Below are 12,198 nucleotides of genomic sequence, written 5' to 3'. Positions count from 1 at the left end.
GCATGACTGCTGTCCGCTTCAATGGGTAATACGCTGCAGAAAGGTACGGACAAAGGATGGTGCAAAGAAGAGAAGGTAAAGATAACAAAGCCTCACAGAAAGACGCGCGCGCTGGCTTGCAAGAAGTGCACAGCGCTCTCTATGTTGAAGGCGCACAGCAAGGATGTATCGCCATTCACGAAGCCGTGTGAAACGGAAAGGAGGCAAATCATGGCGGATAAGCGCAACGATCAAGACAAGATGTCAGTCAACGAAGCGGGTAAGAAAGGCGGTGAAACCACTGCCAAGACCCATGATCGCGAATTCTACGAGGATATCGGTCACAAGGGCGGTCAGCAGAGCGGTGGCAACTTCGCCAACGATCCTGAGCGCGCCTCGGAGGCCGGCCAGAAAGGCGGTCAGCAAAGCGGCGGCAATTTTGCCAATGATCCGCAGAAAGCTTCTGAAGCCGGCCAGAAAGGCGGCCAGCAGAGCAGCGGCAATTTTGCCAACGATCCGCAGAAGGCTTCCGAAGCCGGTCAGAAAGGCGGCAAGAACAGCGGAGGCGGAAACCGCTAACGCTGCTTGAAATTTGCAGAACGAGGCCGTCACGGCATTAGCCGTGGCGGCCTTATTTCTGTCAGTCCATTGGCGTCGATCGGCTCAGTACCTGATCGGCTTGCTCTGAGTGAGCGAACCGAATAACTATAACGTTGGGCATATCTTGGCAAGGAGAACGCATGAAGGGATTCGCAGGAGCCGATCTGAGGCGCCGTGCCTCATCGGTGCTGGCCTGGCTGGGGCAGCACGAGTTCTCAACTCTGCTCTCGGTGCTGGTGCTCTCCGGCGGCATCTGGACATTCGTCGAACTGGCGGACGAAGTCACCGAGGGCGACACCTTGAGCGTCGACGAAACCGTTCTGCTGATGCTGCGCAACCCGGCCGATCATGCCGACCCTCTCGGCCCTGGCTGGGTCGAGGAGATGGGGCGGGACTTCACTGCGCTCGGTGGTGTCGGAGTGCTTGTCATGATCACGGTCGGTGCACTGGGATATCTGCTGCTCGCACGCCGTTTCCGGGCCGCTCTGTTCACGTCCGTTGCCGTACCCGGTGGCATGCTGCTCAGTACGCTGATGAAGATAGGCTACGATCGTCCTCGCCCCGACCTGGTCCCCCATGAGTCGCTCGTCTATACCGCGAGTTTCCCCAGCGGCCATGCCATGATGTCGGCGGTGACCTATCTCACGCTCGCGGCCCTGCTCAGTCGGGTGCAGGCCGAAATGCGTTTGAAGGCCTATTTGTTGACGATGGCGATACTGCTCACCCTGCTGGTGGGTGCGAGCCGTGTCTATCTCGGCGTTCACTGGCCGACGGATGTGCTTGCCGGCTGGACGGCCGGAGCGGCCTGGGCGGCGCTATGCTGGCTTGCGATGAGGTGGCTCCAACGGCGCGGGCAGATGGAGTCGGATGGGGCGAGTCAGGCCGGCCCTTGATCGAGAAATTACTCAGCAAGGGGTAGGCGCCCCGGTGTGGCCAGGGCGCCTACTTCCATCAGAAGGTTTCCCATTCCTCCTCGCCGGCGTGCGCCTTGCGCGGCTTGGGATCCGTCGCGGGCCGCGGCAGCGAGGCGAGTCGGGCAGTGGGGGCGGCGCGCTGTGGCGCCTTCGCCGCCGCAGGGGCATCCTCGCCGAGGATGAAGGTACCGATCAGATTGCTGAGGTGCTGGGCATGACGACGCATCTCGGCGGCGGCGGTGGAGGACTGCTGGACCATGGCGGCGTTCTGCTGGGTCATGGTGTCCATCTCGGCCACGGCGGTGTTGATCTGGCCGATGCCGGCATTCTGCTCGCGCGCCCCGGCGCTGATCTCGGCGATTACGTCGCTGACTCGGGCCACGCTGGAGACGATCTCCTGCATGGTGGCACCGGCACGCTGGACGATCTCGCTGCCGTCGCGGGCGTGGGCCACGGAGGTGTTGATCAAGGCGCGGATCTCCTTGGCCGCTTCGCCGGAGCGACTGGCCAGGGTGCGCACTTCCTGGGCGACCACGGCGAAGCCGCGCCCATGCTCGCCGGCGCGCGCCGCTTCCACCGAGGCGTTGAGCGCCAGGATGTTGGTCTGGAAGGCGATGCCATCGATCAGGCTGACGATCTCGGCGATGCGGCTGGACGAGGCATCGATGTCGGCCATGGTGCGCTCGACCCGCTGCATGGCGCTCTCGCCGTCGCGGGCGACCTGGGTGGTGGCCACTACCAGCTGGTTGGCCTGTTCAGCCGACTCGGTGCTGTGGTTCACCGTGGCGGTGATTTCCTCCATCGAGGCGGAAGTCTCCTGCAGGTTGGCGGCGGCCTGCTCGGTGCGGGTGGCGAGCTCGTCGCTGCCCTGGGCGATCTCCTCGGCGGCCTGGTTCACGCTTGTAGTGCTGCGGCGTACGTCGCGCAGCGTATCCTGCATGCGCGAGACGAAGGCGTTGAACTGGCGGGCCAGCTCGCCGATCTCGTCGCGGCTCTCCACCTTCAGCCGGCGAGTCAGGTCGCCCTGGCCCTTGGCGATGTCGCGCATGGCTTCGGCGGTGCGCCGGATCGGGCGCACGGTGCGGCGCACCAGCCAGATCGACACGATCGCCACGCCGACAAAAAGTCCCAGCCCCAGCAGCGTCGAGGTCAGGATGGAGTGGCGCAGTTCGGCGGCCGCCTGCGTCTCGGCGCTCGCCATGGCGGCGTCGATTTCGGTGGCATAGACCCCGGCGCCGATCATCCAGCCAAACTCGGGTACGTTTGCCGCGTAGGAGTACTTGGGCTCGACGGTTCCTGTGCCCGGGTGCTCCCACGGGTACTCGTAGAAGTCGCCTCCCCGCTGTGCCGCTGCGATCAAGTCACGCAGGATATAGGAGCCATCCGGGGCCTGGAGATCGTACATGTTGGTGCCTTCGCGCTCGGGCATGGGCGCGGTGACCACGTTGAGACCATCGTACTGGTAGGCGAAGACGTAGTTGCCTCCCTCGAAGCGGATGGCGCGCAGGATCTCGGCGGCACGCTCGCGCCGCTCGGCGTCGCTGAGGTCGGCTGCCTTCAGAATGGGCTCGATGGCCGTATGAGCACTCTCGACCACGTCGCGCACCCCGGCCTTGCGGGTCTCGATGAGCAGCTGACGCTGATGCTCCAGGTTGACTCGATTGTCCTGGATGCGGGTATAGGCCTCGATGACCACCAAGCTGAGGGTGGTCAGCAATAGGGGCAGCAAGACCAGCATCAGGAGGCGGGCCTGAAGGCTCAAGGCGAATGAGGTTTTGGGAACCGATGCTTTCATTGCGGGAACCTCGGAAGAAGAAGGAGTGCTGCAGAAACGGGTGGCAAGCACTCACTAACTTCGGCGGATTTCGCCGATTCTTGAGGTCCTCCAGGCCTGCGGAGGCTACGACATTAGGCGTATATCAACCGTTGGTCGCCTACGCTAGCGAGCATCGCGCAGGCGGGTAAGGCCCTCTTGCGCCGAGGAGGCGACCAAGCGGCCGTGGCGGTCGTAGATGCTGCCGCGAGCGAAGCCGCGAGCACCGCCGGCCCAGGGGCTGTCCATGTCGTAGAGCAGCCAGTCGTTCACTTTCACGTCGCTGTGAAACCAAAGGGCATGGTCGAGGCTGGCGATCTGCAGGCGTGGATCACGGAAAGTGATGTCATGAAGCACCAGCGCCGTGGTCAGCAGATTGAAGTCGGAGCTGTAGGCCAGCAGGTAACGGTGCAGGGCGGGGTCGTCGGGGAGCTCCCCGGTCAACCGGAACCACAAGCGCTTGCGCGAGGGTTGCCCGGGTTCGGCTTCGTCGCCAAGGTGCAGAAATTCGATGGGATGACCTGGGAAACGTTCCAGACGAGCGTTCGGATCCCGTTCCAGCACATCGGGCAGGGCGAGCTCGGGCATGGCCATCTGGTGGGCCATGCTTTGTTCCTCGCCATGAAAAGAGGCGCTGCAGAAGAAGATCGGGCGCCCCTTCTGGATCGCGGTGACGCGCCGGGTGGTGAAGCTGCCGCCATCGCGTACGGCGTCGACCTGATAGACTACGGGGCGATGGGGATCGCCGGGGCGCAGGAAGTAACCGTGCAGTGAATGCGCCTGACGGCTGGGGTCCACCGTGTGCGTGGCGGCCGAGAGCGCCTGGCCGAGAACCTGGCCGCCGAACAGTTGCGGCAGGCCAAGATCCTGGCTGCGGCCGCGAAACAGGTTCTCCTCGATCTCTTCCAGGCCGAGCAGGGCGACGAGCTCGTTCAGGGCGTCGGTCATGGGGCTTCCTCAAGGGCGACTCATACGGTTGTTTCAGGCATCAGCATAACGGAGTCCTGGCCGATGCGCAGTGACGAATTCTACATGCATCGGGCGCTGGACCAGGCGCACGAAGGATTGGCGGTTGGTGAAGTGCCGGTGGGGGCGGTCGTGGTGGATGCGACGGGGGAGATCGTCGGGGCGGGCTTCAACGCGCCGATTTCGCGCCATGATCCCAGCGCCCATGCCGAGGTGCGCGCGCTGCGCGATGCCGCCGTTCGCCTGGGTAACTATCGCCTCGATGGCTGCACTCTCTATGTCACTCTCGAGCCTTGTCTCATGTGTACCGGTGCGATCATCCATGCCCGCATCGCCCGGCTGGTGTATGGCGCCGCCGAGCCTCGCACGGGCATGGTGGAGTCGAAAGCCAACCTGTTTGCCCAGCCGTGGCACAATCACCGGGTGAGCGTGCAAGGGGGGGTGCTAGCGGTGCGCGCATCGCGGCTGCTCAAGACGTTTTTCGAGGCTCGCCGGGATAGCGGCGACGATACGACCGGGCCTGGCTGTCGCTAGTCTTCGGCTGGAAAATGCTCAGCGCTAGAGAATGGGATCGATGATATCGAAGAGTGGGGGGGAGGCGGCCTCGCCCGATCCCGGTTCGGCGAGCTGAAGATACTGCTGCTGGCTGCGGTCGACGTAGGTCAGAATCTCGTAATAGCGGCGAATGTTGCGTACGTAGATGACCGGTTCGCCGCCGCGGGCATAGCCGTGGCGGGTCTTGCTGTGCCACGCCTGCTGCTGCAGTAGCGGCAGGGCTTCGCGCACGTCGGCCCAGCGATCGGGATCGCCGCCGAGCTCCTCGGTGATCTTGCGCGCATCGTAGAGATGACCGAGACCGACGTTATAGGCTGCCATGGCCATGTACAGCCGATCCTCGCCCTGGATCGATTCGGGTAGCCGGTCCATCAATTGTCGCAGATAGCGCGCCCCGCCATTGACGCTCTCGGCCGGGTCGAGGCGGTCGTCCACGCCAAGCTCGTTGGCGGTGGGCTGGGTCAGCATCATCAGCCCGCGCACCCCGGTAGGCGAGGTGGCCTGCGGATCCCAGTGAGATTCCTGATAGGCTAGCGCCGCCAGCAGCTTCCAGTCGAAGCCGGTGTTGCGGGCCGCTTCGCGAAACAGCTCGGCATAGGTGGGTAGGTGCTCGTTGAGCTGCGAGATGAAGACTCTCGCACCGACGTACTCGAGATAGTCGTCATGGCCGAAGTGCTGGGCAACCAGCCGGTCGAGCTCACCTTCGTGCTTCAGCTCGTCGAGGAAGCGGTTGGCTTCCTGCTGCAACCCCAGGCCGCCGCGAGCGGGAAAGGCCCAGGCCATGGAGAGCGGCTTGCCGAGAAGGAAGCCGCGCTCGACGCCGGGGAAGAAGATGCGATTGGTGCGGAACTGGTGTTCATAGACGACTGCCGCATCCAGCCGGCCATCCTCTACCCGACTGAGCAGCTCGGCCACTTCCAGCTCCGATGACTCGCGCCAACCCAGCTCGGGGTGCTCGGCCTGCAGCTCGCGCAGCACGCGGTCGGTGCCCGAGCCGCGGATGGTGCCGATCGAGAGCCCGGCGAGCGACTCCGGCTCGCTGACCGGAGGCAGGCCGCGGCGATAGACCAGCACGGGCTGCAGTTCCAGAATGGGACGGCTGAAGAGCAGCCCCTGCTGAGTGGGATCGAGCGGCAGGGCGGCGGCGCCCAGGTCGCCTTCCTCGCGCACGGCGTTCAGCACGCTATCGGCATTGTGCCGGGCATCCAACGCCAGGCTCACGCCGAGGTGGTCGGCGAAGCGCCGCATCAGCTCGTACTCGAAGCCGATGGGGCCGTGACGGCCCTCGTAATAAGTCGTGGGCGTGTTGCGCGTATGAATGCTGATGAAATCGCGCTCGCGCACCGTTTCCAGCAGGTTGTCGGCTGAATGGTAATGACGGTAGGGAAACAGGCACAGCACGCCCCCCAGCAACAGCAGGGCAGCGAGACGCAGGCGACTCGGTGAGAGACGGCTCGAAAATACAGGCATCCGGACGGTGATCGGCGATGAGAGCTCCACCATAACGGCCCGAGCCGCGACTGTCATCCGCCGCATTTCGTCCCACCCTCCGTTTCCAGTATCATAGCGGCTTTCTGCGCCGCCCTGCGGCCCTTCCTCCGCTTGCTTCAGAGGCTTCAAGACATGCTCGAACTTCGAGGCGCGCCTGCCCTTTCCGCTTTCCGTCACGACAAGCTGCTGGCTGCCCTGCGCGCACGGGTTCCCGAGGTCGAGTCCCTGCATGCCGCCTATGTGCATTTCGTGGATCATGAAGGTGAACTGACCGAAGACGAGCGGGACGTGCTCGACCAACTGCTCGACTACGGGGCCAGGCACGAGGACGAGTCCCCTCAGAGTTCCGCGGACGGCGAGGGCCAGCTGTTCCTGGTGGTGCCGCGTATCGGCACCCTGTCGCCGTGGTCGTCCAAGGCCACCGATATCGCCCACAACTGCGGCCTGGGCCGGGTGCGCCGTATCGAGCGGGGCATCGCCTATCGGGTTGCGCTCAAGGCGCCGATGTCGGAAGCGGCCTTCACCGCGATCCTGCATACCCTGCACGACCGCATGACCGAGACCGTGCTTACCGATGCCTCCGATGCCGCCCGGCTGTTCGCGCATCATGAACCGGCGCCGCTGGGGCAGGTGGCTATCCTGGAGGGGGGCCGGGAGGCACTGGAGAAAGCCAACGTCGGACTGGGCCTTGCGCTGGCCGACGACGAGATCGATTACCTGGTCGATGCTTTTCGCGATTTGGGTCGCGACCCCACCGATGTCGAATTGATGATGTTCGCCCAGGCCAACTCGGAGCACTGCCGGCACAAGATCTTCAACGCCGACTGGGTAATCGACGGCGAGGCGCAGCGCCATTCACTGTTCAAGATGATCAAGAACACTCACCGGGCCTCGCCCGATGGCATCCTGTCCGCCTACAGCGATAACGCCGCGGTCATCGAGGGCAGCGAGGCGGGACGTTTCTTCGCCGCGCCGCTGACCGGCAAAGCCGCAGAGCGTGCCACCTACGGCGCGCATCGCGAGCCGATCCATATCCTGATGAAGGTGGAGACTCACAACCATCCGACGGCCATCGCTCCCTATCCGGGAGCGGCCACCGGCGCCGGCGGCGAGATCCGCGACGAGGGAGCCACCGGCATCGGCGGCAAGCCCAAGGCCGGCCTGACCGGTTTCACCGTCTCCAACCTGCGCATTCCCGAGTTCGTCCAGCCCTGGGAGGCATTCGATTACGGCAAGCCCGAACGCATGCAGTCGGCACTGGACATCATGCTGGAAGGCCCCATCGGGGGCGCCTCCTTCAACAACGAGTTCGGCCGTCCCAATCTCACCGGCTATTTCCGCACCTACGAGCAGGACACGCTGGGTTTGGGTGGCATCGAACGCCGTGGCTACCACAAGCCGATCATGATTGCCGGCGGCTACGGCAACATTCGCGAAGGGCACGTCGCCAAGGGCGAAATCCCGGTCGGCGGTAAGCTGATCGTGATGGGCGGGCCGGCCATGCTGATCGGCCTGGGTGGCGGCGCGGCCTCATCGATGGCTTCCGGTGTTTCCAGCGCCGATCTCGATTTCGCCTCGGTGCAGCGCGAGAATGCCGAGATCGAGCGGCGCGCCCAGGAAGTGATTGATCGCTGCTGGGCGCTGGGCGACACCAATCCCATCCGCTTCATCCACGACGTGGGCGCCGGCGGGCTTTCCAACGCCCTGCCGGAGCTGGTCAAGGACGGCGAGCGCGGAGGCCGCTTCGAGCTGCGCGCGGTACCCAATGCCGAGCCGGGCATGAGCCCGTTGGAGATCTGGTGCAATGAGGCTCAGGAGCGCTACGTGCTGGCGGTGGCGCCGGAGGATCTCGACACCTTCGATGCACTTTGCGCGCGAGAGAGATGCCCCTACGCCGTGGTCGGTGAGGCGACCGAGGCGCATCATCTGGAGGTGCGCGACGGTCACTTCGCGACGAAGCCGGTCGACCTGCCGATGAGCGTGCTGTTCGGCAAGCCGCCAAAGATGCAGCGTGAATTCCAGCGCGAGAGACTCGACCTGCCCGGGGTGATGCTCGACAACCTCGACCTGCGCGAGGCCATGGAGCGGGTGCTGCGCCTGCCCACGGTGGCCTCCAAGAGCTTCTTGATCACTATCGGTGACCGTTCCATCACCGGCATGGTGGCCCGGGACCAGATGGTAGGCCCTTGGCAGGTGCCGGTGGCCGACGTCGCGGTGACCACGGCGAGCTACGACACCCATGCCGGCGAAGCGATGGCCATGGGCGAGCGGTCTCCGGTGGCGCTGATCGACCCGGCGGCGAGCGCCCGCCTGGCGGTGGCCGAGACCATCACCAACCTGGCTGCGGCACCCATCGCCAAGCTCGGTGACATCAAGCTTTCCGCCAACTGGATGAGTGCCGCCGATCACATGGGCGAGAATCAGGCGCTGTACGACGCCGTGCATGCGGTGGGCATGGAGCTTTGTCCCCAGCTCGGCATCGCCATCCCGGTTGGCAAGGATTCCATGTCGATGCGCACCGCCTGGCAGGCCGGCGACGACGAGGCCGAGGAGAAGAGCGTGACCTCGCCGCTCACGCTGGCGGTCACCGGCTTTGCCCCGGTCACCGATGCGCTGTGTACGCTGACGCCGCAGATCAACCTGGAGCAGGACGAGAGCGACCTTATCCTGATCGACCTGGGCGGTGGTCGTAATCGTCTGGGCGGCTCGGCGCTGGCCCAGGTCTACGGACAGCTCGGCAATGAGTGCCCCGACCTCGACGACCCGGAGGATCTCAAGGCGTTCTTCGCCGTGATCCAGGGACTCAACGCCGACGGCAAGCTGCTCGCCTATCACGACCGCAGCGACGGCGGCCTGCTGGTCACGCTGCTGGAGATGGCCTTTGCCGCGCATGCCGGCCTCGAGATCAAGCTCGATTGGTTGATCGACGAGCCCACCCAGGCGGTGGATGCGCTGTTCGCCGAGGAGCTCGGCGCGGTGATCCAGATCAATCGTCGGCATACCGAGGAAGTGCTGGCGCAGTTCGCCGCGGCTGGCATCGAGACCTGCGGCGTGATCGCCCGTCCGCGTTACGACGACCAGGTGCGGGTGACCCTGTTCGAGGAACCGCTGCTCGAGACCACCCGGCTGCTGGCCCAGCGCACCTGGACCGAGACCAGCTATCGCATGCAGGCCCTGCGCGACAACCCCGAGTGCGCCAAGAACGAGTTCGACGGCCTGCTCGACGGCCGCGACCCGGGCCTCTCGGCCAGCCCCACCTTCGACGTCGACGAGGATATCGCCGCGCCGTACGTCAACGTGGCGCGCCCGGCGGTGGCAATCATGCGCGAGCAGGGCGTCAACGGCCAGCTGGAGATGGCCTGGGCCTTCGACCATGCCGGTTTCGAGGCGGTGGACGTACACATGAGCGACCTTCTCGAGGGGCGTGTCGATCTCGAGAGCTTCAAGGGGCTGGTGGCCTGCGGTGGCTTCTCCTACGGCGACGTGCTGGGCGCCGGCGGTGGCTGGGCCAAGTCGGTACTGTTCAACGCTCGCGCGCGGGAACAGTTCGCTGCGTTCTTCGCCCGCAGCGACAGCTTCGCGCTGGGCGTATGCAATGGCTGCCAGATGTTCTCCCAGCTCAAGGAGATGATTCCCGGCGCCGAGAACTGGCCGCGCTTCGTGCGCAACGAGTCCGAGCAGTTCGAAGCCAGGGTGGCGATGGTGCAGGTGGAGAAGAGCCCGTCGATTCTGCTGGCCGGCATGGAGGGGTCGCGCTTGCCGATCGCCGTGGCCCATGGTGAGGGGCGCGCCGAGTTCCGCGACAGCGCGCACCTGCGCAGCATGCAGGGTAGTGCACAGGTGACGCTGCGCTACGTCGACAACTACGGTCAGGTGACCACCCAATACCCGACCAATCCCAATGGCTCACCGTCGGGCATTACCGGGCTGACCACGCCGGATGGCCGCGTCACCATCATGATGCCTCACCCCGAGCGGGTGGTGCGGGCGGTGACCAACTCCTGGCGGCCGGCCGACTGGACCCGTGACGGAGCCTGGATGCGCCTGTTCCGCAACGCCCGGGTCTGGCTGGGCTGAGCTAGCGACGAAGACGAAGAGGCGGCCTGCGGGCCGCCTCTTCGTTGATATGCTGCGTTGGGTACGCTGCATGGATTCGTTGCGTTGCTTTTCCCGCGAGGCGCTCGGCCTAGCCATCTACCGGCAGTGCCGGACCACTAGGCGCGCATTCCTTCCTGCTCGGCGTCGTCGCGGGTGGCCAGGAAGCCCTCCAGGACAGCGTGCTCTGCCTGTTTCTGCTTGATGATGGCGGTCATCACCGGGAACAGGGAAGGAACGGCGCTGGCCTCGCGAAGGTGCTTGTGGAAGCGCAGCGAATAATCGGCGTCGTGGACGGCCTGGCGCAGAGTCTCCAGCGCCATGACCGGATCACTGACGAAAGCGTGGGGTATGGCGGAGCTCGATGAACCCTGCGCCATGGCGGAGTCGGTCAGCCCCAGTTGGTGCGAGACACGACGCAACTCATCAATGCGCATCTCGCACTGAATCCCGAGGGAGGCCATCAGGCGGCTGACGGCGGTATCGTAGGGCAGGAAGCTGAAAGCAAGTCGTCGATAGCGTGTCAGTTCGGCTCGTTCGTGAGCCTCTGCCAACGTCAACAGCTCATCGAGCACCAGCACCAATCTGGCAATTTTTGTTGGTATTTCCGACATGGCGGTGTCCTCTTTGACGGAGCGAAGCGTCAATGCTTCCCCTCGGGCGCATCCTGTCCCGACGGTGCCTCCAAATCACATGATTTTCATCAAGTTTCGCGTAATTCCAGCGCGAATTCCCAGCAAGTCCATTCACAGGTATGACGAAAACCAATCCCACCGACACCCCATTGCCCAGTCGTGGCTTAGGCCTTCGTCTGACACGGCTCTGAATGCTCAATATAGACGAGGCGTACGGAATCTACCTGCTCTACGCTAAAACGTGTGTTTGAATATGCCTTGGAGGAGCGGGTTTTCCCAACATAATCAGGAGCCAACGGCATGGAAAAATTTCACGACCGGGTGACGCTGAGCGTCGAGGACCATGTGGCCGAGGTCGTGCTGAGCCGGCCGCGTGAACATAACGGTCTGGACTGGGCGATGATTGAGGGTCTGCTGGCGGTGCAGCGTCGTCTGGTCGAGAGTGAAGGGCTGCGTGCCGTGGTTTTGGCGGGTGAGGGGGAGAGCTTTTGTGCCGGGCTCGACATGGCGGCGATCCTGGCACGTCCCGAGCGCTTGCCAACACTGTTGGCAGCCGACAATGGGGGTGTCAATCCGGTGCAGCGCCTGGCCCTGGGCTGGCGCGCGGCTGGCGTGCCGGTGATCGCCGCCCTACATGGACACGTCTATGGCGGCGGCCTGCAGATCGCGCTGGGCGCCGACATCCGCGTGGTGCATTCTCAGGCTCGGCTGGCCTTGCTTGAGATCGTCTGGGGCATCATCCCCGACATGGGGGTCAGCGTGACGGCCGAGGGCATTCGCGGCGATGTGCTGCGCGAGTTGGCTTGGACGGGGCGTAAGGTCGAAGGACGCGAGGCAGTCACGCTCGGTCTGGCCACACGGCTTTCCGACGAGCCGCGACGCACCGCACGCGATATCGCCATGGCGGTGGCGGCGCACTCGCCCAGGGCGGTGGCCGCCGCACGCGAACTCTTCACTCGCGCACCGGGCATGACGGAGCGTGAGCGCCTGGCGCTGGAAGCGCACCTTCAGCGAGGACTGCTCGGTGGCGATGAGCAGCTCGAGGCTGTCGCCGCTCGGTGGGAGGGCAGGCCGCCTCGCTTTCCCGGCTCCGACGGGCCCTGACGCGGGGCGCGGCGACAGGTAAGATGGCGATCCCGTATTTCTGTCC

The 12,198-nt window shown here is 64.7% G+C and carries 9 protein-coding genes; 5 read left to right on the top strand and 4 right to left on the bottom strand.

Features of this window, described 5'->3' with window-relative positions; translation table 11 throughout:
- Positions 1–210 precede the first annotated feature (210 nt).
- Positions 211–558, top strand: a complete 348-nt coding sequence (locus tag CYJ07_RS20895; RefSeq protein ID WP_104202780.1) for a con-10 family general stress protein — start codon at positions 211–213, stop codon at positions 556–558.
- A gap of 161 nt (positions 559–719) precedes the next feature.
- Positions 720–1,472: a phosphatase PAP2 family protein gene (locus CYJ07_RS06065; RefSeq protein WP_104202779.1), complete on the top strand. Its 753-nt coding sequence runs from the start codon at positions 720–722 to the stop codon at positions 1,470–1,472.
- A gap of 58 nt (positions 1,473–1,530) precedes the next feature.
- Here CYJ07_RS06065 and CYJ07_RS06060 read toward each other — a convergent pair whose 3' ends face one another.
- Together CYJ07_RS06060 and CYJ07_RS06055 are read right to left on the bottom strand one after the other, a co-directional pair.
- Complete coding sequence (locus CYJ07_RS06060) at positions 1,531–3,231, bottom strand: methyl-accepting chemotaxis protein (RefSeq protein WP_231489551.1); 1,701 nt, start codon at positions 3,229–3,231, stop codon at positions 1,531–1,533.
- A gap of 201 nt (positions 3,232–3,432) precedes the next feature.
- Complete coding sequence (locus CYJ07_RS06055; RefSeq protein ID WP_104202777.1) at positions 3,433–4,254, bottom strand: acyl-CoA thioesterase; 822 nt, start codon at positions 4,252–4,254, stop codon at positions 3,433–3,435.
- Positions 4,255–4,317: 63 nt separating this feature from the next.
- Between CYJ07_RS06055 and tadA the strand changes: the two genes are divergently transcribed.
- The gene (gene tadA / locus CYJ07_RS06050; RefSeq protein ID WP_104202776.1) at positions 4,318–4,806 is read left to right on the top strand and encodes a tRNA adenosine(34) deaminase TadA; all 489 of its coding nucleotides are present in this window, start codon (positions 4,318–4,320) and stop codon (positions 4,804–4,806) included.
- A gap of 24 nt (positions 4,807–4,830) precedes the next feature.
- Here tadA and mltF read toward each other — a convergent pair whose 3' ends face one another.
- Positions 4,831–6,297, bottom strand: coding sequence for a membrane-bound lytic murein transglycosylase MltF (gene mltF, locus CYJ07_RS06045; protein ID WP_104202954.1), 1,467 nt, complete (start codon positions 6,295–6,297; stop codon positions 4,831–4,833).
- Between the two features lie 153 nt (positions 6,298–6,450).
- Here mltF and purL point away from each other — a divergent pair, with 153 nt between their 5' ends.
- A complete protein-coding gene (gene purL, locus CYJ07_RS06040) occupies positions 6,451–10,395 on the top strand; it encodes a phosphoribosylformylglycinamidine synthase (protein WP_104202775.1) in 3,945 nt (1,314 codons plus the stop codon).
- 137 nt (positions 10,396–10,532) lie between these two features.
- On the opposite strand, the gene CYJ07_RS06035 is transcribed toward purL, so the two are convergent.
- Positions 10,533–11,027, bottom strand: coding sequence for a hypothetical protein (locus CYJ07_RS06035; RefSeq protein ID WP_104202774.1), 495 nt, complete (start codon positions 11,025–11,027; stop codon positions 10,533–10,535).
- Positions 11,028–11,348: 321 nt separating this feature from the next.
- On the opposite strand from CYJ07_RS06035, the gene CYJ07_RS06030 reads away from it, so the two are divergent.
- Positions 11,349–12,152 (top strand): crotonase/enoyl-CoA hydratase family protein, encoded by an 804-nt coding sequence (locus tag CYJ07_RS06030; RefSeq protein WP_104202773.1) that lies wholly within the window; start codon positions 11,349–11,351, stop codon positions 12,150–12,152.
- Positions 12,153–12,198 lie beyond the last annotated feature (46 nt).

It is taken from the genome of Billgrantia saliphila (assembly GCF_002930105.1).
GTDB lineage: Bacteria > Pseudomonadota > Gammaproteobacteria > Pseudomonadales > Halomonadaceae > Halomonas > Halomonas saliphila.
The sequence above is the reverse complement of the archived record's forward strand: the minus strand, read 5'-3'. Positions and strand labels throughout refer to the sequence as shown.

What these genes read in the sequence shown, in the direction of transcription:
- CYJ07_RS06055 (WP_104202777.1), bottom strand. Translation starts at nt 4,254, where the DNA reads ATGACCGACGCCCTGAACGAGCTCGTCGCCCTGCTCGGCCTGGAAGAG.
- CYJ07_RS20895 (WP_104202780.1), top strand. Translation starts at nt 211, where the DNA reads ATGGCGGATAAGCGCAACGATCAAGACAAGATGTCAGTCAACGAAGCG.
- mltF (WP_104202954.1), bottom strand. Translation starts at nt 6,297, where the DNA reads ATGCCTGTATTTTCGAGCCGTCTCTCACCGAGTCGCCTGCGTCTCGCT.
- CYJ07_RS06030 (WP_104202773.1), top strand. Translation starts at nt 11,349, where the DNA reads ATGGAAAAATTTCACGACCGGGTGACGCTGAGCGTCGAGGACCATGTG.
- tadA (WP_104202776.1), top strand. Translation starts at nt 4,318, where the DNA reads ATGCGCAGTGACGAATTCTACATGCATCGGGCGCTGGACCAGGCGCAC.
- CYJ07_RS06060 (WP_231489551.1), bottom strand. Translation starts at nt 3,231, where the DNA reads ATGCTGGTCTTGCTGCCCCTATTGCTGACCACCCTCAGCTTGGTGGTC.
- CYJ07_RS06035 (WP_104202774.1), bottom strand. Translation starts at nt 11,027, where the DNA reads ATGTCGGAAATACCAACAAAAATTGCCAGATTGGTGCTGGTGCTCGAT.
- CYJ07_RS06065 (WP_104202779.1), top strand. Translation starts at nt 720, where the DNA reads ATGAAGGGATTCGCAGGAGCCGATCTGAGGCGCCGTGCCTCATCGGTG.
- purL (WP_104202775.1), top strand. Translation starts at nt 6,451, where the DNA reads ATGCTCGAACTTCGAGGCGCGCCTGCCCTTTCCGCTTTCCGTCACGAC.